The sequence below is a fragment of the Haloferax sp. ATCC BAA-644 genome (assembly GCF_000336975.1).
Taxonomy (GTDB): domain Archaea; phylum Halobacteriota; class Halobacteria; order Halobacteriales; family Haloferacaceae; genus Haloferax; species Haloferax volcanii.
The window spans coordinates 75576-97586 of sequence record NZ_AOLF01000027.1 but is presented as its reverse complement, the minus strand read 5'-3'; the positions used below and the strand labels follow the sequence as shown (position 1 = coordinate 97586).

Genomic DNA, 22011 nt, shown 5'->3' with positions numbered 1-22011 from the left:
AGACAGCCCGCCGACACGTTTACACGGGCCGGTTCGGAACTCCCGCGTGTGTCCCCCTCCGACGCCCCTTCCACAGACGACGATTCCGACTCTTCCTCCGACGCGTCTCGCCCCGACAACCGCTCTTCGCTCTCGCGTCGCCAACTGCTCGGCCTCGTCGGCGGCGCGGGCGCGGTCGGCGGTATCGGCTGGTTCAGGCCGACGTGGCTCCCCGACCCGATTACGGACTGGCTGACGACGGTGTACCCCGACCTGCCGAGCAACTACGTCTGGCGGCCGCCGGTGAGCGACGAGCACGCCGACGCGGCGGTGCGGCGACTCGAAGAGACCGTCGAGCAGGCGAAGCAACTCCGCTCGCGCATCGACCTCGATTCGGTGGACGAGGAGATACGGTTTCACCTTCGCGGGTCGCCGGCGGGCGGTTACCTCGAATCTGCGAAGGACTTGGGAAGCGCCCGAGACCGACTCCGGTTTGCGACCTCCGGGCTTCAGTACGCCGGCGAGACGGTCGGCTACGCGACCGTCGCGCTCGGAGACGACGACCCCGAGTTCCTCGTCGAGCGCGGCCGCGAACTGGACCGAGCGGCCGACGACCTCACGTCGTCACTCTCCGAGTACCGCATCTCAGACCCCGGCCGCGACCTCGCGTATCTCTACGCCATCGAGCGACTCCTCTCGTTCGCGCGCATCGAGATAAGTTGGGACGGCGTCGACGACGGCGGCGAGTCGATGGACTACTCGGCACACGACTTCGCCGGCGAGTGGGGTTCGCAGTTGCAGGCACAACAGCGCCTCCGGACCGCCCGCCATCATCGCGAGCAGTACCGAGCGAATCTCGGAGACGACGCGACCCCGTACCGGGACCGACTCGCTGACGCCATCGACGCGTTCTGGACTCGAATCGACGAGTACCCGCGCCGAAGCGAGATGCGGACCACAATCGAAGAGGAGCGCGACCTGGACCAATCCACGCCCTACGGGGCCGCCCGGTGGGAGTTGTTCACGCTCTGCTTCGACAACGACGCCAGATACGCCGGCGACTACGAACGCGGACTGACCGCGAAGCAGTACGTCGACACCGCTCGCACACTGCTCGCGCGGCGTGCCCACGACTTCGCGCTCGACGCCCTCGACGTGGAACCCGGCGACACCGACTACGACTCCGGCCGGTCGTTCCGAGCGAAACGCCGAGCGATGCGCGAGTTCCGGCGCGTCCGCAACGAGTACGACTCACCCATCGCGGGCGTCGTCGCCAGCGAGGCGGCGAGTCGAATCCGCGCCGGCGACGTGAGTCTCGAGATGGGCGACGGTCCCGCGTGGAAAGAGCGCGTCAACGCCTCGGTGTACTATCTCGTCGGTGCCGGGATAATGCGCGAACTCGGGAACGTGGTCGAACCAGTCGTCAGCCGCGACGCGACCTGACCGACCGCGTTACGACACGTCCTCGATGGCGTCTACCAGCATCGTCGCGCCGAGGTCGATTTCGCGGGCGGTCACGTCGAGCGGCGGGAGGATTCGAAGCACTTTGTAGCCGCACGAGAGGGTGAGCAGGCCGCGCTTGAGGGCGGCTTCCTGCACGGCGTCGCGGCGCGCGTTGGTGTCGAACTCGACGGCGAGAAGCAGGCCCTTGCCGCGCACGTCGACGACGGTCTCGGGCGCGTCGTCGCGCAGGCGCTCGACGAACTGGCGGCCGCGGGCGACCGCGTTGTCGAGCAGGTCGTACTCCTCGATTGCTTCGAGGGTGAACACGCCCTGCATCGAGGAGACGATGTCGCCCGCGCCCCACGTCGAGGAGAGTCGCGAGGTCTCGTCGGGGAATAGCTCGTCGTTCGAAATCGTCGCGCCGACGCGGAGGCCCTTCGCGCCGGTGATGATGTCGGGTTCGATGGGGTAGTGGTCGGAGCCCCACAGCTCGCCGGTGCGGCCGACGCCGGTCTGAATCTCGTCGGCGATGAGCGTCAGGTCGTAGTCGTCGACGACGGCGGCGAGTTCCTCGGCGAAGGCGTCGGAGGGGAAGCGGTAGCCGCCCTCTCCCTGTATCGGTTCGACGATGACGTAGGCGACCTCGTCGGCGTCGATGTGGCCTTTCTTCGGGTGAAGCTTCTGCCGGAGTTTGGAGACAGAAGAATCGGCGTCGGGGAAGAAGCCGCAGGAACACGTCTCGGGCGAGCAGGTCCGGTCGTCGCAGAACGGCACGTCGAGGACGCCCGAAATCTCGGGGAACTTGCGGCGGTAGACCGACTTCGAGCGGTTGAGCGAGAGCGCGCCGAGGGTGCGGCCGTGGAACGCGCCCTCGAAGGTGATGCCGTACTTCGCGCCGTCGGCGTGGTCGTAGGCGATTTTGATGGCGTTCTCGACGGCCTCGGCCCCGGAGTTCGATAGGAACACCGTGTCCATGCCGTAGTGGCTCGTGAGGTCGGTCAGTTTATCCATGAGCGCGGGGGGGCCGGGGAGTCGCTCCTCGCCGGGCGCGGAGCCGTCGCTGACGTAGAAGTCCTGACCCGCGATTTTCGTCGGGTCGACGAGGTCGAACTCGGCCATGCGGTCCATGAGTTTCGGGTTGTTGTAGCCGAGCGGCGCGGCCGCGACGTGGCTCGTGAAATCGAGGAGGACGTTGCCATCGACGTCGGTGCAGAAGGGGCCTTCCGACTCCGCGGTGATGTCCCAGACGAAGTCGTAGACGTACGTGCTCGGCGCGGCGTGTTCGTGGTGGTACGCGACCCACTCGCGGGCTTTCTCGCCGGGCATCGAATCGACGCGTGGCACCGCCGTCTCTCGGTCCATGCGACTCGGTACGGCGACACATAAGTTAAGATGTTCGTTATTATTGATGCAATATCGGCCGCCCCTCGGCCGAGTCGGTCGGTTTCGCCGCGCGAACCGACGGCTTCGACGGTCGGTCGCGACGGCGTTCCGTCGTGACCTGTCGCTCCCGCGATAGGCTTTTGATGCCTCCGCGTCCGTGGTTGGGTATGGCTCTCCCAGACATCCAGCGCTCCCGCGCGATGTGGTGGTCGCTCGCGTTGGTCCTCGCGGGTGCGCTCACCTACGTCGTCTACTCTTTTATCGGGACGTTCGTCTTCGGGCTCTTCATCTACTACGCCACGCGGCCCATCTACCGGCGGATTCGTCGCCGGGTAAAACCCCCGAGTCTGGCGGCCGCCGTGGCGCTTTTCGCCCTCGCACTTCCCGTGCTCGGCCTCGTCGTCTACGCCGCGACCATCGCGCTCCGCGAGTTCCTGCGGTACGCCGACCGCCTTTCGACCGACGAGGTGCCTATTGACCTCGAAGCCTACGGCATCGACCCGACGCTGTTGGAGGGAATCGCCAGCCCGCAGGCGCTGTTGGAGTACGACTTCCGGTCGGTGCTGACGCCCGAGGCGCTCGGCTCGGTGTTCGACTCGCTGAGCGTCGCCGCGAACACCTTCGCGTTTCTCGGCGTCGGCGCGATTCACCTGTTCGTCATGATCGCGTTCGCGTTCTACCTCCTCCGCGACGGCCACCGCCTGCGACGGTGGGGCCAGTCGATGTTCGCCGACGACCACGGCATCCTCGAAGCCTACATGCGCGGCGTGGACCGCGACTTCAACAACATCTTCTTCGGCAACATCCTCAACGCCATCCTCACGGGCACCATCGGCGTCATCGCGTACTCGCTTTTGAACGTCCTCGCGCCGACGGGCGTCCGCATCCCCGCGCCGGCGCTCATCGGGCTGCTCGCGGGCGTGGCGAGCCTCATCCCCGTCGTCGGCATGAAGCTCGTCTACGTCCCCATCGCGGGCTACATGGGACTCGAAGCGGCGATTGCGAACCCGCCCGGACTCTGGTTCGTCCTGCTTTTCGCCGCCGTCTCGTTCGTCATCGTGGACACGATTCCGGACCTCGTGCTCCGGCCGTACGTCTCCGGCCGGAGCCTCCACGTCGGAGCCGTGATGCTCGCGTACACGTTCGGCCCGCTGCTTTTCGGCTGGTACGGCATCTTCCTCATGCCGATGATACTCGTGTTGTTCGTGAACTTCGCCCGACTCGTCCTGCCGGAGCTCTTGGCCGGAAAACCGATTCGGCCGTACATGGTGGACCCGGCGCACTTGGTCGACGGCCCGCCGGTCGAGGAGCTAACCGCTGACGAGGCGGACGACACGCAGCGAGAGCCAGCCGAAACCGAACGGTCGTCGGAGGGCGAGTCGGACGTTCCGGAGACGTTTACCGACCGGGACGAGACGAGGTCAGGCCGAGACTCGCGGTCGCCGTCCGACGCCGGCGTCGACGGGTAGCCCCGGTCGTTCGCTCACGCCTCGAAGTCTTCGGGGACGTACTCCGCTTCCCACTCGTCGCGGGCCTTAATCTCGCGGCGACCGCGGCGGGTAAGCGTGTAGTAGTTGGTTCGGCGGTCGCGCTGGCCCTTGTCGACCAACCCCTTCTCGACGAGCGTGTCGAGGTTGGGATAGAGCCGCCCGTGGTGAATCTCCTTTTCGTAGTAGGCTTCGAGTTCTTCTTTGATGGCGAGTCCGTGCGGCTCTTCGAGACCAGCGATGACGTACAGCAGGTCTCGCTGGAATCCTGTCAGGTCGTACATCGGTAAATTCGATTCGTATGTTACTGTCTAATTCAGATAAGCATATCGGCCTCGACCGACGATTCACCCTCGAAACCGCGCCAGTCTCCGAAATCTTCTGGACGCGATTATGTTGTCTATCTTACTAATATCTCGGAGTGTCCGTTTCGAGGACTGGATATGTCCACAGCTGGACGACTCTCGTGATTTGCGCGACAATATTGTTGATTGTTATCAATGAACATGATATGGCTGTTCGGAACGAAAACCCCACCGGTCGAGGGAATCCTCGACAGTTCCGGGGAGACGGTCGGCCGACTCGGAATCAGGAACTCGTTTTCGGACGGCGAGTGAGACGGACCTGTCGGTCTCAGGTCGTAGTTTCGCGCAGAAGGAAAGCAAGCCGTGCCGGAAATCTCCGGCACGGCATGCCGCCCTGAATTGGTCCCCGCTGACGCTTCGGCCCTCCAAAGCGAAGCGTCACTTACGGCTACTGTTCGGTTTCACTTAAAGATAACGACGCGTGCCAAGCGTTGACAACGATGCTAACTGTCCATCCGAGTGGTACGTACGCGTCGAATTCCGGAGTTCGTCGATTTCGTTCCGTTCGAAGAGTTATGTTTGGTTAGTCACATATGCTCTTCTTCCAACACCCAGCCGAGCGCCCGCTTGTAGTGCGTCATGAGCTTTCTGACTCCTTCGTGCCGCATCTCCTCGGAGTCGAGTTCGTCCTTCAGGAACTCGTACTGCTCTCGAACTTCGGATTCGCTTCGCATACGCAGACGGTGGGCCGCCGGACGTATGTAGCCCGGCGTCTCTCGGGTGGCGACCCCGCGGTCGCGCGACCCGTCCCGCTTCGGGTCCACCAGCCTCGCGTCGGGTCGCCGTGCTTTTGCGCCGTCGGAGCCAACCCGGTCGCATGGAGATACGCGGCGAGCGCGAGTGCAAGGAGTGCGACCACCGATGGTCGTACTACGAGACGGGAAGCGTATCGTGCCCGCAGTGCGGGAGCCTCCGGAGCGTCGGCGTCGGCGGCAGGGAGCGCCACACCGCCACGCAGACCGACCTCGACCTCTCGGCGCACCGCTCCGCCGTCGGTGACGGGTCGATTCGAGACGCCGCGCCGGCGTTGAAATCCGACCTCCGCGACTACGTCCGGCAGACGGGCTACATCCGCGGGGGCGAACTGCTCCCCCTCGGAGACACCCCGCTCGCGGCCCACGAACTCCTCCACGCGGTCGACGTGGTCGCCCGGTCGAACCGACCCACGGACGACGAACAGCTGTACGTCATCAGCCTGCTCCAACGCGCCGACGAGGGCGAACGCCTCGCGTCGGACGCCGTCCCCGACTCGATGACCGACGCCCGCGGTCTCGCCTACGCCGAGGCCATCGACGCCTACTGTCGCGACCTCTCGACGTGGCTCGACGACAACCCGAATCCCGAGGTCAGGACGACGCTCGAAACCCTCTCGAACCACCGCAAACGCGTCGAGGCGCTCGACGGGGCCGTCTCGCTGTCGGAGTCCGAGGCGCTCGTCGAGGCCGCCCGCGAGCTTCACACCGCGCTCGTCGACGACGACCTCGACGCGCTCGCGTCGGCCCGCGACACGCTCGCGGCGCTGTTCTGAGGCCACCGACCACCGCGTTCACCGAACGTTTTTGCCCCGCGGCGACCCTTCGCAGACGATGACTGCCGGATTCGACATCCACGAGGTTCGCCACCGGGTGAAACTACTCCGCGACGACGGCGACACGATGCTCGTCGAGAACCGCGATGGCGTGGCCTGTCCGGCCTGCGGCGACGACTTCTCGCAACTGCTCATCTCCGACCGAACCGCGCACAGCTTCGACGTGGACGCCGGCACCCGCTTTTGCGTCCGGCGGGACGGCGATAGACTGCTCGTGGCGACCCACGAGTGAGAAAAATCGGTTGGGCGGGTCAGCGTCCGGACGGGAGCCGAATCAGCCTGCGGGCGCGGGCTTGCGTTCCGCTCCGAACTCAGGGGAGGTCGACGTCGACGCCCTCGGCCTCGGCGGCGGCCTTTACGGTGTTCCAGAGGAGCATCGCGCGGGTCATCGGGCCGACGCCGCCGGGGACGGGCGTGATGGCGCTGGCCTTCTCCTTCGCGGAGTCGAACTCCACGTCGCCGACGAGCTCGTAGCCCTTCTCGTTGTCCGCGTCGACGCGGTTGACGCCCACGTCGATGACGACGACGCCCTCCGAGAGCATGTCGCCGGTGACGAGTTCGGGGACGCCCGCGGCCGCGACGACGATGTCGGCCTCGCGGGTCTTCGCGGCGAGGTCGTCCGTGCGCGAGTGGCAGACCGTGACCGTGGCGTTGCCGCCCTCGGCCTTCTGGATGAGCAGGTTCGCCATCGGCTTGCCGACGATGTCCGAGCGGCCGACGACGACCACGTCCGCGCCCTCGGTCTCCACGTCGGCGGCGGCGAGGAGCTTCTGGACGCCGTGGGGCGTACAGGGCTTGAAGCGGGCGTCGCCGCCGACGAGGCGACCCACGTTCTCGGGATGGAAGCCGTCGACGTCCTTGGCGGGGTCGATGCGGCGGAGGACGGTCCGGTCGTCGACGTGGTCGGGGACGGGCATCTGGACGAGGATGCCGTGGACCTCGTCGTCGTCGTTGAGGTCGTCGACGAGCGAGTACAGCTCGTCGGCGGGCGTCTCGGGGTCGAGTTCGTAGTCGAACGCCTCGATGCCGACCTCTTCGCAGTCGCGCTGTTTCATCGAAACGTACGTCTCGCTGGCGGGGTCGTCGCTCATCAGCACGGTGGCGAGCCCCGGCTTCACGCCGGCCTCGTCGAGCGCGTCGATGGCGTCGGCCAGCCCGTCGCGAATCTCCTCGGCGACGGCGTTGCCGTCGATGATGGTCGTCATTGTCTCAGACAGCGCGCTCCGGGCATTTCAAAGATTCGAATTTGTGCGTATTATTGGAGACGAACGAAGCAAAATATACACGTCCATGGTTATGTTCGGTTACCCGAACAGCAGATTCACGGCGGCCACCGCGACGCCCGCCAGCGCCATCCGCAGGCCGGCGACGTACCACCGCTGTTCCGATATCGACCCCATGTACGCGCCGAACGCAAAGAGGATGCCCGTTCCGAGGCCGACCGAGGCGAGCGTCGCCCAGGTCATCGACAGCAGCGTGCCGACCGCGAGAAACGGGAGGAGCGGGACGACGATGCCGACGAGCGGGCCGAGCCCGCTGGCGACCGCGTTGATTCCCCGCGCCGCGACCTTGTCGCGTTCGACCGCCGTCCCGCCGAGGTCGGTCAGCATGGCGTCTTCGATGCGCCCGAGTTCGGCCCGCTTTTCCGCGCGCTCTATCTCCCAGACGCTCCAGACGCCGGAGGTCGTCAGCCCCACCGCCGCGCCGACGCCGATTTCGACGACCGTCACCCCGTCCGTGACGCCGGTGAGGTACGCGCCGATGACGAGACCGATGCAGGTCAGCGCGCCGTCGAAGCCGTTCGAGACGAAGTACCGCCGGGAGATGGCGCGGACGCGGTCGTCGCGCAGGAGCGCGCCGAGCCGACCGAACATCACAGCGGCGACGGGTCCTGCGGCTGGTTCCGGTACTCAACCACCGTCTCGCCCGCGACCACCTCGTCGACGGAGTGGACCGTCCCGCCGAGGTCGCGGACGCGGCGCTCGACCTCGTCGGCGTCGACGGCCTCGCCCTCCACGACGAGCCTGAGGTTCTGCACCTCGCGGTCGGTTTCGAGGAGCGTCGCGTTCACGCCGGCCACGCCGGCCGCGTCCGCGACCTCGCGGGCCACCGCCACCGTCGAGGGGCTGTGCGGTTTCAACACGTCGAGAACGAGCCGACGAATCGGAGCCATATCGAGTGGCGATACGGCGGCGCGGGTAATAGTGTTACTCGGGAGAGGGGTTTGAAAAACCGAACGCGCCGGACCGCGGCGGTCGCCCGCGGGCGTCGCTTACTCGTACAGCGGGTTGGCGTCGCAGAGTTCCTGTACGCGCTCGGAGACTTCCGCGAGCACGTCGTCGTCCTCGGGGGCGTCGACGACCTTGACGATGAGTTCGCCGACCTCGCGAATCTCGTCTTCGCCGAAGCCGCGGGTGGTGAGCGCGGGCGTGCCGGCGCGGATGCCACTGGGGTTGAACGCCGAGCGCGTCTCGCCGGGGACGGTGTTCGCGTTCAGCACGATACCCGTCGATTCGAGCGCCTCCTCGGCGGTGCCGCCGGTGAGGTCGGGGTGCGAGTCGCGGAGGTCGACGAGCACGAGGTGCGTGTCGGTGCCGCCGGAGACGACGCTGAGACCGTGGTCTTCGAACGTCTCGGCGAGGACCTTCGCGTTGTCGACGACCTGCTGGGCGTACTCCTCGAAGTCGGGCTGAAGCGCCTCTTTGAAACCGACCGCCTTGCCGGCGATGTTGTGCATGAGGGGACCGCCCTGCCCGCCGGGGAAGACGGCGCTGTCGATGTCGGAGGCGTACTCCTCGTCGCACATGATGATGCCGCCGCGACCGGCGCGGATGGTCTTGTGGGTCGAGCCGGTGACGAAGTCGGCGACGCCGACCGGCGAGGGGTGGACGCCGGCGGCGACGAGGCCCGTGATGTGGGCGATGTCGGCGAGGTGGAGCGCGTCAACGTCGTCGGCGACCTCCTGAATCGTCTCCCACTCGACCGCACGCGGGTACGCGGAGTAGCCGGAAACGATGATGTCCGGTTCGAACTCGGCGGCCTTCTCCGCGAGCTGGTCGTAGTCGATGTAGCCGGTTTCGGCGTCGACTTCGTACTGTTCGACGTCGTAGAGTTTGCCCGTGAAGTTCGCGGGGTGGCCGTGGCTCAGGTGGCCGCCGTGGGTCAGGTCCAAGGAGAGAATCTTGTCGCCGGGGTCGAGCATGGCGAGGTAGACGCCCATGTTGGCCTGCGTGCCGGAGTGCGGCTGCACGTTGACGTGCTCTGCGCCCCAGAGTTCCTTCGCGCGCTCGACGGCGAGGTTCTCCACGTCGTCGGCGTACTCACAGCCAGCGTAGTAGCGCTTGCCGGGATAGCCCTCGGCGTACTTGTTCGTCAGCGCGCTCCCCTGTGCTTCGAGGACCGCTTCGCTGACGTGGTTCTCCGAGGCGATCATCGCGAGCGTGTCGCGCTGGCGTTCGACCTCGCCGTCGAGGGCGTCTGCCACGGCGGGGTCGACGTCGCGGACGTGGCTGTAGTCCATACGTAGTATCCGGTCCAATTACGGCATAAATGTGTCCCATTTGGCTACGCCTGCCGGTGTTGTGTTGCACACCCGTGTATATTCTGTGGCGTGCTACCGTGAACAGATACACGAACGCGCGAGACCCGCCTCTGTCGTCGTGTCTCCGGGCCGAACAGACGACTCGGGTCAGACCCCACGGGCGACGACGACGCTCCGACCGAGTCCTCCGGTTCGGAACCGATTTTCCCACTCCTCGATAGACGTAAAATTTCTGAAACTAGCAGCTCAATTCGCTCGATACAGCGTTGGTACAACTCGATTTCGAATACGTTCTGCCGGTCGTCTTGCGTTAATATTAAATATATTACCGGCGATATTCAAGCTATGGCTATTCGTTCTAATCTACTCGCTGAGGGGGTAGAAGACATCATCCAGTCCGTCCTCTCCTCGTCGGAAGACGAGGTGTTGGTCGCGAACCCGACCGCCGAGGTCATCGAGGGGCTCGTCGCCGTGGCGACAGACATCGACGGCGACCTCCCGGAGATTCGGCTCGTCGCCGACGAGGGCGTCCTGAAGGACGTGCTCGACGACTTCATCGTCGCCTCGAACGCCGCGAACCTCGTCGCCGACGGCGCGCTCTCGATGCGAACCGCCGCCGACGAAGTCGAGAACACGCTGTTCGTCACGCCGAACTCGGTCGTCGCGCTCGTCGCCGCCGGGGACAAGGTCGCCGGTCTCGTCACCGACGACGAGGCGTTCGTCGAGACGGCGTTCGAAGCCCATCAGGCCCACTGGGAGGACGCCCCCGAGTTCAAGCTCCGGACGCCGCCGCTCGCGCGCGTTCGCGAGACGCTCGGTGAGGACATCAGCGAAGAGACGCTCGCCGACTTCGATGCCGTGCTCGGCTCGCTGTCGTCGGCCCGCGGCGACGGCGACGGCCTCGACGAGGTGACCATCTCGCTGCTCGTCGCCGCCCGCAACGAGGTCCTCCTCTACGACATCTCGAAGTGGGGCGAGGACGTGGGCATCGCCAGCAAGGCGACGTTCTCCCGGACGAAGACGAAGCTCGAAGAGCTCGGCCTCATCGACACCGAGAAGGTTCCCATCGACGTCGGCCGCCCGCGACTCCGCCTGAAGCTCGGCGCGGACGAGCTCGTCGCCGCCGGCGCGGACGAACTGGCCGACGAGGCCCAGAAACTGCTCGACGCGTAGCCGACCGCGACCCCCTCGCTTTTTCCCTCCGTCTCTCCTCGTCGCGCGCATGGACATCGGACTCGTCGGGAGCGGTCCCGCCGCCGAGTCGATTCGCGCGGCGTGCGCCGACATCGACGCGACGGTCGCGGAGACGACCCCCGACTCGCTCGGTTCGTTCGACCTCGGCTTCGTCGTCGCCGCGGCCGGCAGCGACGCCTTCGACGCGGCCGACGAAGCCGCTTCGCGCTGGCTCGCGGTCGAAATCGGCGGCGTCGGCGGACACGCCGTCCCCGACCTCGACGCGGCCGTCTCGGCGTTCGACCCCGAAAGCGCCGACTTCGCGGACCTCCGGATGCGGGTCGCGTCTACCACGGAGTCTGAGGGTCGACCCGGCGGCGACCGTGCGGCCGTTCGACTCGCCGGCGCGGTGGCCGGACGGCGCGGCATCGCGCTCCTCTCGGGCGACGACGTGGCCGGGACCGTCGTCGAAGTCCCCGGCCCCGAGCGGTCGTTTCTCCCGACTCCGTCGCCGACGGAGCGGGACCGAACCCTCGACCGCGACTTCCGCGCCGTCGAGTTAGACGACGCGCTCGCGCGGGCCGAATCGGCCGTGGACGACCGCGTCGGCATCGTCAGGCAGGTCGGGGAGCGCGAGTCGTTCCCGCTGCCGTACTACGTCGCGCAGACGGCGGACACGACGGTGTACGCCGACGCTCGGGCGGCCGAACTCGCCGGCGGCGCGGCCGCCGGCTGGGACGAGGCCTACATGAAGGCGCTCGGCGAGGCGCTCGAACGCTACTCGGCGGGCGTCTACCGCGCGAGCGAGTTCGCCGTCGCGCCCGCGGCGTCCCGGCCGGCCGCGGTGCCGCCGAGTCGCTTCGTCAGACCCGACTCGTTCCGCGACCCTGACTCCGACGAACCGATTCGGTGGGTCGAAGGCGAGGACCTCGCGACCGGGGCGACCGTCTCGCTCCCGGCGGAGTTCGTCCACTACCCGCCGCCGTCGGAGCGACACAAGCCGTCGATTACGACCGGTCTCGGCCTCGGTAACTCCGGGGCCGAGGCGATTCTCTCGGGGCTCTACGAGGTCGTCGAGCGCGACGCGACGATGCTCGCGTGGTACTCGACGTTCGACCCGCTCGGGCTGGACGTGACGGACGGGACGTTCGAGACGCTGGCGGCCCGCGCCCGCTCTGAGTCCCTGGAGGTGACTGCGCTCCTCGTGACGCAGGACGTGGACGTGCCGGTCGTGGCGGTGGCCGTCCACCGCGAGGACGAGTGGCCGAAGTTCGCGATGGGCTCCGGCGCGGCCCTCGACGCGAACCGCGCCGCTCGGTCGGCGCTGGCGGAGGCACTTCAGAACTGGACCGAACTTCGCGGGATGGGGCCGGAGCAGGCCGCGACGCAGGGCGGTGCGATTGCGACCTACGCCGACTTCCCGAAGCCGGCGCGGACGTTCGTCTCGCCGGACGCGACGCTCCCCGCGGACTCGGTCGCTCCCGACGAAGTCCCCGAAGGCGCGGCCGAACTCGACGCGGTCGTCTCGGCGGTCACAGACGCCGGTCTCGACGCCTACGCGGCGCGGACCACCCCGCGCGACGTGGCGCGACTCGGCTTCGAGGCGGTCCGCGTGGTCGTGCCGGCGGCGCAACCGCTGTTTATCGGTGAGCCGTACTTCGCTGACCGCGCCGAGTCGGTGCCGCGAGACCTCGGCTTCGAACCGCGACTGGACCGCGAGTTCCACCCGTTCCCGTAGCTGGCGAGTCACGCATCTCGTGGGGTTCGTGGCTGACAGTCGGCACTGGGATCACGTGGGAGGCGACCGAATCGTCCCCGCGCGGCGGTGTGCCGAACATCCGCGAGCCGCCGCGCGGCCTGCGTCACAGCATACAGCGGTGCTGGCCGCGGCTCGGTACTTGAAGCTTCGTCGGGAGGGGGACGAGGGGTCGGAGCGCGGAAACGAGCGGCCGGAACAGAGGAGACGGCGGGTCGATTAGACGCCGAACGTCGCGCGGAGCATGTCGCGGCTCCCCGGCCCGAGCCCGACCGCGAGGACGGCGATGAGAAGCAAGATTGCGTAGCGCGGGCTATCCTCGAATATCTGCTCGTCGAACACCCAGACGACGGCCGTCGCGGCCACGAGCTTGACGAGCAGGAACGGCCACGCGTCGCCCGTGACGGCCAGCACCGACTCGGGGAGCGTGGAGGAGGTGAAGTCGACGACCGCCTGGTTCACCGGGTGCTTCGGGACGAGGTTGTTCCCCGCGCCGAGGTCGGTCATCCAGTCGAGGCCGATGACGTTCGCCACGCCGTCGATGGCGTGGCCCCAGATGACGACGAGGCCGATGTATCCCGTCCCCTCGTTGACTTCGGGGGCGAAGCGCTCGACGAGCCACCACGTCGCCGCGGCGGTGAGCGTCGCGCCGACGAGGATGACGGCGAGCACCTGCGGGTAGAACGTCGCGCCCTGCGCGCCGGTGAGGCCGGCCCACAGGAGGTAGCCGAGCGTGACCGCGAGCACGGCGAGGCCGGCTCCGAACAGCGGCTTCACGTAGTCGTCGACGATTCCCCGTCGCTCGGCGAGGACGCTCCCGACGACGGCGACGAGGGTGATCGCGAAGACGGTCACGTAGATGACCGGGCTGATGACGAGCGTGTTCAGCGGGTAGGTGATGAGGGCGTCGGCGACGCCGGGGGCGTCGTTGGCGTCCTCGACCACGCGGAACGCGCCGCCGAACAGCATGAACGGAAAGAGCGCGTAGAAGAACCGCGGGCGCTCGCCGATGTCGAGGCGGCGGAGGAGGAACACGACGCCCGAGAGGGCGATGACGAGCGTGACCATGTAGCCGACCTCGGAGACGAGCGTGTAGCCGGGGTACGCGACGGGTTCGGCCGCGGCGGCGCACGCCGACGCCGTGTCGAGGTACTGGGTGACGCCGCCCGCGCGAACCGCGCAGACGGCCGAGTTCGCGTCGGCCTGGACGGGGCCCCAGAAGTAGTGCCAGATGAAGCCGTCGTAGACGACGCGAGGGAACGCGAGCGACCCGCCGACGAGGGCGACGAGGATGGCCGCGACGCCGAGCCCCCAGAGGCGCTCGGAGTCGAGACCCATTCGCTCTGCTACCGTTGCCATAGCCGATACCCCGACGGCGGGCCTGTTGAGGGTTCCGGTCTCTCGCACTCCCGGCGCACGCCTCGGCGGAGTGAGTCAGTTCCCGTCGCTGCGAGTCGGCCCCGCGGTGGGGTTCAGTCCTCGTCGTCCGGCTCGCGAATCGGCAACACCGGGTCGTCGTACTCGGTCCCGAGGATGACCATCGTCTGGGACCGCGAGAAGCCGTCGAGTTCGGCGATGTGGTCGAACATGAGCTCGCGCAGGGCGTCGGTGTCCTCGGCGTACACCCGGAGCATCACGTCCCACTCGCCGGTGGTGAGGTTGATCTCTTGGACGCCGTCGATGTCGCGGAGCTGCTGGAGCGCCTCTTTCTCGCGGCCCTGCTTGACTCGGAACCCGACCAGCGCGGAGGTTCCCAGCCCGACCTGCCGCGGGTCGACGTGGGCGTGGTAGCCCTCGATGACGCCGGCGTCTTCCATCCGACCGACCCGGTCGTGAACCGTCGCGCTCGACATGTCGATTCTGCGGGCGATTTCGCTGAACGGGGTCCGCGCGTCCTCCATCAGAATCCGGAGAATCGCCCGGTCCGTCGCGTCGAGGTCCATGCTATCCCTTCTGACGGGGGGTAACTTCGCACTTGCGATGGGTGCACACTCGCGCCCGCGGCGAGCACCGTTCGGGGGTCGCCCGTCTACCGCCCGTCGATTTCGCGGACCGCCTCCAGCACCGCGTCGTGGACGTGCCCGTTCGAGGCGACGAGGCCTTCCGAATCGTGTCGCCACTCGTTGCCGTCGAGGTCCGTGACCGTACCCCCGGCCATTCGAATGAGGTGCGCGCCGGCGACCGAGTCCCACGGGTTCGCCCGCTTGTTCGTGATAACGCCGTCGAGCGAGCCGTCGGCGACGTACGAGAGCACGACCTGCATGCTCCCGTAGCGACGGAGGTCGCCGAAGCGCGTGACGATGGCGCGGGCCGCGGCGGCGTACTCGTCGCGGTCGTCGTAGTCCCACCAGAACGTCGGACAGACGGTACACGTCTCGGGGTCGTCGCGCTGGCTCACCGATATCTCCTCGCCGTTTCGGGAGGCCGTCTCGTCGTCGGCCGCGTAGCAGTCGTCGAGCGCGGGCAGGTAGTTGGCCGCCGCGACGGGATCGCCGTCGCGGACGGCGGCGACCGCGGTCGCCCAGACCGGCACGTTGCGGACGAAGTTGTTCGTGCCGTCGATGGGGTCGACGACCCACGCCGGGCCCGACTCGGGAACCGATTTGCGTTCGTCTTCCTCCTCGCCGACGATGGGTTCGTCGGGGAACGCACCGCGGATTCGCTCGACGACGCGGCGCTGGGCGTCCTTGTCGGCCTGCGTGACCACGTCCGTCTTCCCGCCTTTCGTCTCGACGGCGATGCCGGTTCTGAAGGCGCGCCGCGCGACTGCGCCGCCGTCGCGGGCCGCGCGCTGTGCCCGGTCCGCCCGGGCGTCGAGTTCGTTCATGGGCGTGACAGAACCGGCAGGTGCCTATATCCACCGACCCGGAGGCGACGCGGCCCGGTGGCTTATGTCGATGGGCGGTTTAGCTCGTGGCGTGTCAGACGCTATCGACCTCCCGGCGCGGGTCCGCGAGTCGCTCGCGGACTCGTTCGACGACGCCAGAGCGGCGGTCAGAGCCGGTGACGCCGAAACCGCGCTGGAACACGTCGAGGAAGCGTCTCGGGTGCTCGGCCACAAGGTGCCGCCGAGCCCGCTCAAGGAGAAACTGAAACACGGCGTGGCGGCCGTCGAGCGGACCGCGGCCGACGAACCGCTCGTCGCCTCGGAGTATCTCCGGCTGATGAGTCAGTTGGTACAGCCGTAATCAGGGCGGAACGTCGCTCCCGTACCGGCGACCCGACGCGTCGCGTCGTCGTGTCGTAAACTGCGCCGCCGCGCGGGACGGCTCGCCCGCTCGAAGGGCGAACAACGGAAAAGCCAGAATCCGCAATTAGAACCCGGACGGAAGACGTTTTCCACGGCCCTCACGACCGTATTCGGCTTGCGCCGACTTCCCGAACTCCGATTCCTCGTGGTCCGGTACTTGGTCTTCCCGCCGCTCGCTCGCAGAGCGGTTACGGGGCTGTTTCGGTTCCTCTTCGGCACTTTGACCTCGTCTTCCTGTTACGAAAGACTCGGTGTTCGCGTCGATTCCATTCCTCCGCACCTTGCGATGCGTACCATCGTCGACGCCTTTCACGTCGCCCGACGGATTCGGTTTGGTCGTCCGGTGAGTTCTTGCGCTTCCGGCAACACTATCGTAGGCCCGATATCATAATGAATGTTTCTGATATTTTCTGAATAGTCGGGGAACGCCGATAGTCAGACCGTCCGATAGATCAGTTGAAGCCGCCGTCGAATGTCGACATCGGTCGGCTCTCTCCCGGCCATTTTCACCGGAAACGTGGTCTGTTCATGATGAATTGTTCGGGATGTCTCTAGAGACGCGTGGCGTCCCTGTCGCGACGGCGTGGCCGAACAGCCCACCGGAGTAGAAAAGACGACGTCGGCGGTCGCCCGGCCGGGTTTATATGGAACGGTGACCCACCTCGGCGTTCGTGCGCTCGCCCGCGGAAGGTGGGCCGCGACTCCACGGCGGCCGCTTACACGCCCGGATTCGAATCCCGCGGGACGCACCCACCGGTCATCGCGTCGTGTTTCGACAGAAGTGCGAGGGGAGGGATTTGAACCCACGGACCCCTACGGGAGCGGATCTTGAGTCCGCCGCTTTTTCCTGACTTAGCTACCCTCGCGCGTACTCAAGTACGACAGGGGGACCGCTAAAACGTTGCGAAACGTCAGACGAGGCCGCCGAACTGCTCGACGACGAGTCCGTGGCGTCGCCACCGATGGAGTTACCGGCCTTCCGGTCGCCCTGACTCACATGGACGAACACACCCGCGACCCGAGCGTCGCCCCGCCGCTCGGCAACCCGACGGGGTGGGACGACGACCTGCGGATGTGGGAGCACGCGACGCTCCGGCGGGCGGTCGAACACGGCGTCCGCCTGTTCAACGCCGGTGACTTCCACGAGAGCCACGACTGCTTCGAAGACGAGTGGTACAACTACGGCGCGGGGACCGCCGAAAGCGCCTTCCTCCACGGGATGGTGCAGGTCGCCGCCGGCGCGTACAAACACTTCGACTTCGAGAACGATGCCGGGATGCGGTCGCTGTTCGAGACGGCGCTGGAGTATCTCAGCGGCGTCCCGAGCGACTTCTACGGCGTCGACGTGGACGACGTGCGCGAGACGCTCCGGGCGGCGCTGGACGACCCGACGGCGCTCCACGGCTGGCAGATAGCCCTCGACGGACACCGCGCGACCGCCTACCCCGCCGACTACGACTACGTCGAGGGGCTCGACCACTGACCGCGCTGGGCCGCGATTCCCGGCGATTTGGCCCCGGCCGTCCCGGCGAGGGCGTCCGCGAAAGCGGCGCGAACCGGGAGAATCTAAAGGTCCATTAGCGTCCAGTTCTAGGAACCGGCAATGCGAATCTACGAACTCGGTGACGGCACGCCGGAAGTCTCCGTCGTCGGGTCCATCCACGGCGACGAGCCCTGTGGTGCTCGTGCCATCGAGCGATTCGTCGCGGAGGACCCCGACGTCGAACGGCCGGTGAAGCTCATCGTCGCCAACGAAGAGGCGCTGGCGGCCGACGAGCGCTACCTCGACGACGACCTCAACCGGGCGTTCCCCGGCGACCCCAACGCCGAGAGCCACGAACGACGCCTCGCCCACGACCTCGGTCGCGAGGTCCGCGGCACCACGGCCTTCTCGATTCACTCCACCCAGTCGTACGCCGAACCGTTCGCCATCGTGGACGCCGTCGACGCCATCTCCCGGTCGATTCTTCCACGCCTCCCGGTCGACGTGGCCGTCGAGACGAACCACTTCGCGGAGGGCCGCCTCATCGAGCACGCCCACACCATCGAGGTCGAAGCCGGCCTCCAGAAGTCCGACGAGGCCGCCGACAACGCCTACTGGCTCATCCGGGCGTTCCTCACCGCGACCAACGTCCTCCCCGCGCCCGCGGTTGCGAGCGACGGGGGACGCGAGGGCGGCGCACCGGACGACACCGCGTCGCAGACCGAAGACGACCGCCTGAAACTCGGCATCCCCGAGGAGAACAGCCTCGACGTGTTCCGCCTGCTCGAACGGCTTCCCAAGCCGCCGGCCGACCAGTACGAGGTCCACGCGACCAACTTCGAACCCGTCGTCGCCGGCGAGACGTTCGCCCGCGCCGACGCCGAGCAGTTCGTCGCCGACCGCGACTTCTACCCCATTCTCCTCTCGGCGTACGGCTACGCGGACATCTTCGGCTACGCCGGCGAGAAAGTCGGCACGCTCCCGTAGTCGGTCGGTTCTCTCGTTGCTCCCGTCCGTTCGTCGCCCTCCCCACGAATCAGCGACCGCGTCGGTGGCGCGAACCGCGAAAAAGCCCTATTCGTCGGCGGGTTCGAACTCGACGAGCGTCAGGTTCCGGTCGAGGTGGCAGTGGTCGTGCGGGGGGTCGCCCAGCACGTCGTGGATGCGGTACTCCTGGTCGAACTCCGCCCCTTCGGGGACGCAGTACTCGTGGCTCGGGCACTCGGTGTGCGGGCAGGGACCTTGCAGGCTGGCCTTGCTCCCGGCGTACGCGCCTTTCGAGGGGACGTTCGCCGTGACCGGGGCCGGCTCGACTTCGACGGCGCGGACGCCCTCGTCGTGGACGGCGCAGTCGAGGACCTGCGTGTTCTCGCGCACGTCGAGGACGCGGTAGCGGACGCCCTCGGTGAGGTTGAGACACTGGCGGCGATACGGACAGCCCTCGCAGGCGCTCGATTCACCGTGGTAGACGAACTCGGTGCCGGGGTCGGTCAGGCGGGCACCGACAAGCGTGACGGAGGTCATAGCGGGGATTCTCCTGCGAGGTGGTTAAGGCTCCCGCCCGGTCAGTTCGTCGAGTTTCTCGAAGTAGTCCTCGCGGGGGAGTTGGTAGGCGCTCCGGTAGTCTATCTCGCCGTCCGAAAAGCGCCCGGCGATGTCGGTCGCGCCGTCGACGGCCGCCTCGCGGGAGTCGAACTCCTCGACGACGGCCTCGATTTCGGGTTCGAGGTAGAGCACCGCGTGCCACGTCTCGGTTCGTATCTGCGTCGCGCCCGGGCGGTTCGCCCGCGAGCCGTTCCACACGAACACGGTCGGCATACACTCGGCGGGAAAGGCGCTCTCGTTGAACACGTCCGGGCGAAACGCGAGGATGCGCCGCCCCTCGGGTTCGTCGTTCCAGAGCGTCCACCCGTCGGGCAGGTCGGTCATGGGCGTGCTAGTCCGCCGCGCGTCCTAAGCCTTCCCGCTTCCGTCGCCACCGCCGCTCGGGCTCGACGAGTCGGTCGAGCCGGTCGCCGCGACGCCGGCTCGACGGCCGTGGCCCACCTCTCGAACGTGACCGGGTGGCGACGACATGAATCCCAGCCGACCCGATTAACGGGACCGCCAACGGACTGAATCGCTGATTAAATCGCTACACGCCGGGTCGGATTCGGTTGGGAGAGACCGGTACGCATCCGGAAATCCCCGGCATCGAGACAATCAGTTTACCATTCCGGAGAAAGCGTTATATGCTAACGTCCCTCAAACAATATTAGTCTCGGTCCCCGGGCCGAGCGAGCCGTCGCGCATCGCCTGCAAATCGCCGATTCTGTCGCCCATCGCCGACCCGTCGTGAGCGCGCAGCGGCGGCGACGCACTTCGATTCACCGCCCGCGGTCTGTCGCCGCGGGTCCGTGGCTCGCGGTGTGTCGTCTGCGACCCGCGAACGCGGGCGCGTCGCCCTCGGTCGTCTCCGGACGGCTGGTCCGACGAGGCTCCACGAACAATGACCGGCGAAATTGAAACACTCGCAGACCTGAGCAAGCACTACAAAGACTCCGTGCCCGCGGACCTCCGCGAGGCGAAGAGTTTCGAGTGGTACTTGGAAGAGGTCTACGCCCACCCAAAGATCGCTCGCAACGCCCACCAGCGCGTGGCGGACATGTTCGACTTCTACGGCACCCGTTACGACGAGGACGCGGGCGTCGTGGAGTACCTCATGGCCTCCGAAGACCCCCTTCACGACGGGGAGAACGTCTTCTACGGCCGCGAAGTGCACGAGTCGATTCACGAGTTCGTCAACAAGGTGAAATCGGGGGCCCGCGGCCTCGGCCCCGAAAAACGCATCAAACTCCTCTTGGGTCCCGTCGGCTCCGGGAAGTCCCACTTCGACTGGATTTCCCGCCGCTACTTCGAGGACTACACCATGTCCGACGAGGGGCGGATGTACACCTTCCGGTGGACGAACCTCGGCGACGTCATCCGCGACCAGGACCCCTCCGACGACGTGGTCACGTCGCCGATGAACCAAGACCCGCTCGTGTTGCTCCCGCAGGAACAGCGCGACGTGGTCATCGAGCAGTTGAACGAGAACCTCGACGCGCCGTACACCATCCGGAACGACCAGGCGCTGGACCCCGCCTCGGAGTTCTACATGGACCGACTGCTCGCCCACTACGACGACGACTTAGAGGAGGTCGTCGAGAACCACATCGAAGTCGTCCGGCTCGTCGCCTCCGAGAACAAACGCCAGTGCATCGAGACGTTCGAGCCGAAAGACAAGAAGAACCAAGACGAGACCGAACTCACCGGCGACGTCAACTACTCGAAGCTCGCGGTGTACGGCGAGTCCGACCCGCGGGCGTTCGACTACGCCGGCGCGTTCTGTAACGCGAATCGCGGCATCTTCTCCGGCGAGGAACTGCTGAAGCTCCAACGGGAGTTCCTCTACGACTTCCTGCACGCCTCGCAGGAACAGACCATCAAGCCGAAGAACAACCCCCGAATCGACATCGACCAAGTCATCGTCGGGCGGACGAACATGCCCGAATACCGCGAGAAGAAGGGCGACGAGAAGATGGAGGCGTTCAACGACCGGACGAAACGCATCGACTTCCCGTACGTCCTCGAGTACGAACAGGAGGCCGAAATCTACCGGAAGATGCTCCGCAACGCCGACGTGCCCGACATCCACGTCGAGCCGCACACGCTGGAGATGTCCGGGCTGTTCGGCGTCCTGACGCGCATCGTCGAACCCGACTCCGACACCATCTCGCTCGTTCAGAAGGCGAAGGCCTACAACGGCGAGTTGGACGACGGCGACGACGTGGACGTGCGCAAACTCCGCGAGGAAGGCGAGACGAAAGCCGACATCGCAGAGGGGATGGACGGCGTCTCCGCCCGGTTCATCGGCGACGAAATCGCCGAGGCCATCATGGACGCGACCCACCGCGGCCGGGGCTACCTCTCGCCGCTGTCCTCGTTCACCCACCTCGAAGAGAACCTCGAAAACCACGGGTCGATTCCCGAGGAGAACCTCGAACGCTACCACCGCTACCTCGAGATGGTCCGCGAGGAGTACAAAGAGCGCGCCATCGAGGACGTGCGCCACGCCCTCGCCTACGACATCGACGAGATTCGCCGGCAGGGCGAGAAGTACATGGACCACGTCATGGCGTACATCGACGACGCGACGGTCGAAGACGAACTGACGGGTCGCGACCAAGAGCCCGACGAGAAGTTCCTCCGCGCGGTCGAAGAGAAGCTCAACATCCCCGAGGACCGCAAGGACGACTTCCGACAGGAGGTCTCCAACTGGGTCTCCCGGCGCGCCCGCGAAGGCACGTCGTTCAACCCGCAGGACAACGACCGCCTCCGCCGCGCCCTCGAACGCAAGCTCTGGGAGGACAAGAAGCACAACATCAACTTCTCGGCGCTCGTGAGCGCGAACGAGCTGGACGACGACGAGCGCAACGCGTGGATCGACGCGCTCGTCGACCAGGGCTACTCGCGCGACGGCGCACGGGAGGTGCTCGAGTTCGCCGGTGCGGAGGTGGCGAAGACCGAGCTCGAAGGGTGACC

Annotated in this window: 22 protein-coding genes and 1 tRNA gene; 10 read left to right on the top strand and 13 right to left on the bottom strand. The window is 66.9% G+C overall.

Annotated features, from left to right (window positions below; translation table 11 throughout):
• Positions 1 to 48 precede the first annotated feature (48 nt).
• Positions 49 to 1422: a hypothetical protein gene (locus C458_RS12800; protein ID WP_008576235.1), complete on the top strand. Its 1374-nt coding sequence runs from the start codon at positions 49 to 51 to the stop codon at positions 1420 to 1422.
• 9 nt (positions 1423 to 1431) lie between these two features.
• Here the strand turns inward: C458_RS12800 and C458_RS12795 are convergent, their stop codons facing one another.
• Positions 1432 to 2784 (bottom strand): aspartate aminotransferase family protein, encoded by a 1353-nt coding sequence (locus tag C458_RS12795; protein WP_008576234.1) that lies wholly within the window; start codon positions 2782 to 2784, stop codon positions 1432 to 1434.
• 221 nt (positions 2785 to 3005) lie between these two features.
• On the opposite strand from C458_RS12795, the gene C458_RS12790 reads away from it, so the two are divergent.
• Positions 3006 to 4274 carry an AI-2E family transporter gene (locus tag C458_RS12790; protein ID WP_008576233.1) on the top strand — a complete coding sequence of 423 codons (1269 nt, stop codon included), beginning with the start codon at positions 3006 to 3008 and terminating at the stop codon, positions 4272 to 4274.
• Between the two features lie 14 nt (positions 4275 to 4288).
• Here C458_RS12790 and C458_RS12785 read toward each other — a convergent pair whose 3' ends face one another.
• Both C458_RS12785 and C458_RS18495 read right to left on the bottom strand, forming a co-directional pair.
• On the bottom strand, positions 4289 to 4576 hold the full coding sequence (locus tag C458_RS12785; RefSeq protein WP_004044685.1) for a PadR family transcriptional regulator: 288 nt from the start codon (positions 4574 to 4576) through the stop codon (positions 4289 to 4291).
• A gap of 608 nt (positions 4577 to 5184) precedes the next feature.
• Positions 5185 to 5331, bottom strand: coding sequence for a hypothetical protein (locus tag C458_RS18495; RefSeq protein ID WP_004061251.1), 147 nt, complete (start codon positions 5329 to 5331; stop codon positions 5185 to 5187).
• Between the two features lie 143 nt (positions 5332 to 5474).
• Between C458_RS18495 and C458_RS12780 the strand changes: the two genes are divergently transcribed.
• Together C458_RS12780 and C458_RS12775 are read left to right on the top strand one after the other, a co-directional pair.
• Entirely contained in the window at positions 5475 to 6185 is a 711-nt protein-coding gene (locus tag C458_RS12780) for a hypothetical protein (RefSeq protein WP_008576230.1), read from the top strand.
• A 58-nt stretch (positions 6186 to 6243) separates the two neighbouring features.
• Complete coding sequence (locus C458_RS12775; protein WP_008576229.1) at positions 6244 to 6477, top strand: hypothetical protein; 234 nt, start codon at positions 6244 to 6246, stop codon at positions 6475 to 6477.
• A 79-nt stretch (positions 6478 to 6556) separates the two neighbouring features.
• Here the strand turns inward: C458_RS12775 and folD are convergent, their stop codons facing one another.
• The 4 genes from folD to glyA form a co-directional block, all read right to left on the bottom strand.
• Positions 6557 to 7450, bottom strand: coding sequence for a bifunctional methylenetetrahydrofolate dehydrogenase/methenyltetrahydrofolate cyclohydrolase FolD (folD, locus tag C458_RS12770; protein WP_008576228.1), 894 nt, complete (start codon positions 7448 to 7450; stop codon positions 6557 to 6559).
• Positions 7451 to 7549: 99 nt separating this feature from the next.
• Positions 7550 to 8119, bottom strand: a complete 570-nt coding sequence (locus C458_RS12765) for a VIT1/CCC1 transporter family protein (RefSeq protein WP_008576227.1) — start codon at positions 8117 to 8119, stop codon at positions 7550 to 7552.
• Positions 8119 to 8418 (bottom strand): DUF211 domain-containing protein, encoded by a 300-nt coding sequence (locus tag C458_RS12760; protein WP_008576226.1) that lies wholly within the window; start codon positions 8416 to 8418, stop codon positions 8119 to 8121. Before C458_RS12760 ends, C458_RS12765 begins: the two co-directional genes overlap by 1 nt.
• Positions 8419 to 8517: 99 nt before the next feature.
• Positions 8518 to 9765, bottom strand: a complete 1248-nt coding sequence (gene glyA / locus C458_RS12755; RefSeq protein WP_008576225.1) for a serine hydroxymethyltransferase — start codon at positions 9763 to 9765, stop codon at positions 8518 to 8520.
• A gap of 366 nt (positions 9766 to 10131) precedes the next feature.
• Here glyA and tbsP point away from each other — a divergent pair, with 366 nt between their 5' ends.
• Positions 10132 to 10959, top strand: coding sequence for a transcriptional regulator TbsP (gene tbsP, locus C458_RS12750; protein WP_004061260.1), 828 nt, complete (start codon positions 10132 to 10134; stop codon positions 10957 to 10959).
• A 49-nt stretch (positions 10960 to 11008) separates the two neighbouring features.
• Entirely contained in the window at positions 11009 to 12697 is a 1689-nt protein-coding gene (locus C458_RS12745; protein WP_008576223.1) for a YcaO-like family protein, read from the top strand.
• 237 nt (positions 12698 to 12934) lie between these two features.
• Here C458_RS12745 and C458_RS12740 read toward each other — a convergent pair whose 3' ends face one another.
• From C458_RS12740 to C458_RS12730, 3 genes are all read right to left on the bottom strand, one after another.
• Positions 12935 to 14053 carry a DUF63 family protein gene (locus tag C458_RS12740; RefSeq protein WP_008576221.1) on the bottom strand — a complete coding sequence of 373 codons (1119 nt, stop codon included), beginning with the start codon at positions 14051 to 14053 and terminating at the stop codon, positions 12935 to 12937.
• A 134-nt stretch (positions 14054 to 14187) separates the two neighbouring features.
• On the bottom strand, positions 14188 to 14658 hold the full coding sequence (locus C458_RS12735) for an Lrp/AsnC family transcriptional regulator (RefSeq protein ID WP_004044674.1): 471 nt from the start codon (positions 14656 to 14658) through the stop codon (positions 14188 to 14190).
• 86 nt (positions 14659 to 14744) lie between these two features.
• Complete coding sequence (locus C458_RS12730; RefSeq protein ID WP_008576219.1) at positions 14745 to 15542, bottom strand: inositol monophosphatase; 798 nt, start codon at positions 15540 to 15542, stop codon at positions 14745 to 14747.
• Between the two features lie 91 nt (positions 15543 to 15633).
• Between C458_RS12730 and C458_RS12725 the strand changes: the two genes are divergently transcribed.
• Complete coding sequence (locus C458_RS12725) at positions 15634 to 15903, top strand: hypothetical protein (protein ID WP_004044672.1); 270 nt, start codon at positions 15634 to 15636, stop codon at positions 15901 to 15903.
• Between the two features lie 844 nt (positions 15904 to 16747).
• Here C458_RS12725 and C458_RS12720 read toward each other — a convergent pair.
• Positions 16748 to 16831 (bottom strand) — tRNA-Leu (locus C458_RS12720).
• A gap of 131 nt (positions 16832 to 16962) precedes the next feature.
• Here C458_RS12720 and C458_RS12715 point away from each other — a divergent pair.
• Positions 16963 to 17448 carry a DUF309 domain-containing protein gene (locus C458_RS12715; protein ID WP_008576215.1) on the top strand — a complete coding sequence of 162 codons (486 nt, stop codon included), beginning with the start codon at positions 16963 to 16965 and terminating at the stop codon, positions 17446 to 17448.
• 120 nt (positions 17449 to 17568) lie between these two features.
• Positions 17569 to 18435, top strand: coding sequence for a succinylglutamate desuccinylase/aspartoacylase family protein (locus C458_RS12710; RefSeq protein ID WP_004061266.1), 867 nt, complete (start codon positions 17569 to 17571; stop codon positions 18433 to 18435).
• Positions 18436 to 18522: 87 nt separating this feature from the next.
• Here C458_RS12710 and C458_RS12705 read toward each other — a convergent pair whose 3' ends face one another.
• Together C458_RS12705 and C458_RS12700 are read right to left on the bottom strand one after the other, a co-directional pair.
• Entirely contained in the window at positions 18523 to 18972 is a 450-nt protein-coding gene (locus C458_RS12705; RefSeq protein ID WP_004061267.1) for a UPF0179 family protein, read from the bottom strand.
• A 24-nt stretch (positions 18973 to 18996) separates the two neighbouring features.
• Complete coding sequence (locus C458_RS12700) at positions 18997 to 19377, bottom strand: DUF5820 family protein (protein WP_008576210.1); 381 nt, start codon at positions 19375 to 19377, stop codon at positions 18997 to 18999.
• Positions 19378 to 19936: 559 nt separating this feature from the next.
• Between C458_RS12700 and C458_RS12695 the strand changes: the two genes are divergently transcribed.
• Entirely contained in the window at positions 19937 to 22009 is a 2073-nt protein-coding gene (locus C458_RS12695; protein WP_008576209.1) for a PrkA family serine protein kinase, read from the top strand.
• Positions 22010 to 22011: the final 2 nt, after the last annotated feature.

Bases quoted from the DNA above. Each gene is read 5' to 3' on its own strand.
- C458_RS12765 (WP_008576227.1), bottom strand. From the start codon at position 8,119: ATGTTCGGTCGGCTCGGCGCGCTCCTGCGCGACGACCGCGTCCGCGCC.
- C458_RS12780 (WP_008576230.1), top strand. From the start codon at position 5,475: ATGGAGATACGCGGCGAGCGCGAGTGCAAGGAGTGCGACCACCGATGG.
- tbsP (WP_004061260.1), top strand. From the start codon at position 10,132: ATGGCTATTCGTTCTAATCTACTCGCTGAGGGGGTAGAAGACATCATC.
- C458_RS18495 (WP_004061251.1), bottom strand. From the start codon at position 5,331: ATGCGAAGCGAATCCGAAGTTCGAGAGCAGTACGAGTTCCTGAAGGAC.
- C458_RS12730 (WP_008576219.1), bottom strand. From the start codon at position 15,542: ATGAACGAACTCGACGCCCGGGCGGACCGGGCACAGCGCGCGGCCCGC.
- C458_RS12760 (WP_008576226.1), bottom strand. From the start codon at position 8,418: ATGGCTCCGATTCGTCGGCTCGTTCTCGACGTGTTGAAACCGCACAGC.
- C458_RS12700 (WP_008576210.1), bottom strand. From the start codon at position 19,377: ATGACCGACCTGCCCGACGGGTGGACGCTCTGGAACGACGAACCCGAG.
- C458_RS12795 (WP_008576234.1), bottom strand. From the start codon at position 2,784: ATGGACCGAGAGACGGCGGTGCCACGCGTCGATTCGATGCCCGGCGAG.
- C458_RS12705 (WP_004061267.1), bottom strand. From the start codon at position 18,972: ATGACCTCCGTCACGCTTGTCGGTGCCCGCCTGACCGACCCCGGCACC.
- C458_RS12790 (WP_008576233.1), top strand. From the start codon at position 3,006: ATGTGGTGGTCGCTCGCGTTGGTCCTCGCGGGTGCGCTCACCTACGTC.
- folD (WP_008576228.1), bottom strand. From the start codon at position 7,450: ATGACGACCATCATCGACGGCAACGCCGTCGCCGAGGAGATTCGCGAC.
- glyA (WP_008576225.1), bottom strand. From the start codon at position 9,765: ATGGACTACAGCCACGTCCGCGACGTCGACCCCGCCGTGGCAGACGCC.
- C458_RS12785 (WP_004044685.1), bottom strand. From the start codon at position 4,576: ATGTACGACCTGACAGGATTCCAGCGAGACCTGCTGTACGTCATCGCT.
- C458_RS12775 (WP_008576229.1), top strand. From the start codon at position 6,244: ATGACTGCCGGATTCGACATCCACGAGGTTCGCCACCGGGTGAAACTA.
- C458_RS12740 (WP_008576221.1), bottom strand. From the start codon at position 14,053: ATGGGTCTCGACTCCGAGCGCCTCTGGGGGCTCGGCGTCGCGGCCATC.
- C458_RS12715 (WP_008576215.1), top strand. From the start codon at position 16,963: ATGGACGAACACACCCGCGACCCGAGCGTCGCCCCGCCGCTCGGCAAC.
- C458_RS12695 (WP_008576209.1), top strand. From the start codon at position 19,937: ATGACCGGCGAAATTGAAACACTCGCAGACCTGAGCAAGCACTACAAA.
- C458_RS12735 (WP_004044674.1), bottom strand. From the start codon at position 14,658: ATGGACCTCGACGCGACGGACCGGGCGATTCTCCGGATTCTGATGGAG.
- C458_RS12745 (WP_008576223.1), top strand. From the start codon at position 11,009: ATGGACATCGGACTCGTCGGGAGCGGTCCCGCCGCCGAGTCGATTCGC.
- C458_RS12710 (WP_004061266.1), top strand. From the start codon at position 17,569: ATGCGAATCTACGAACTCGGTGACGGCACGCCGGAAGTCTCCGTCGTC.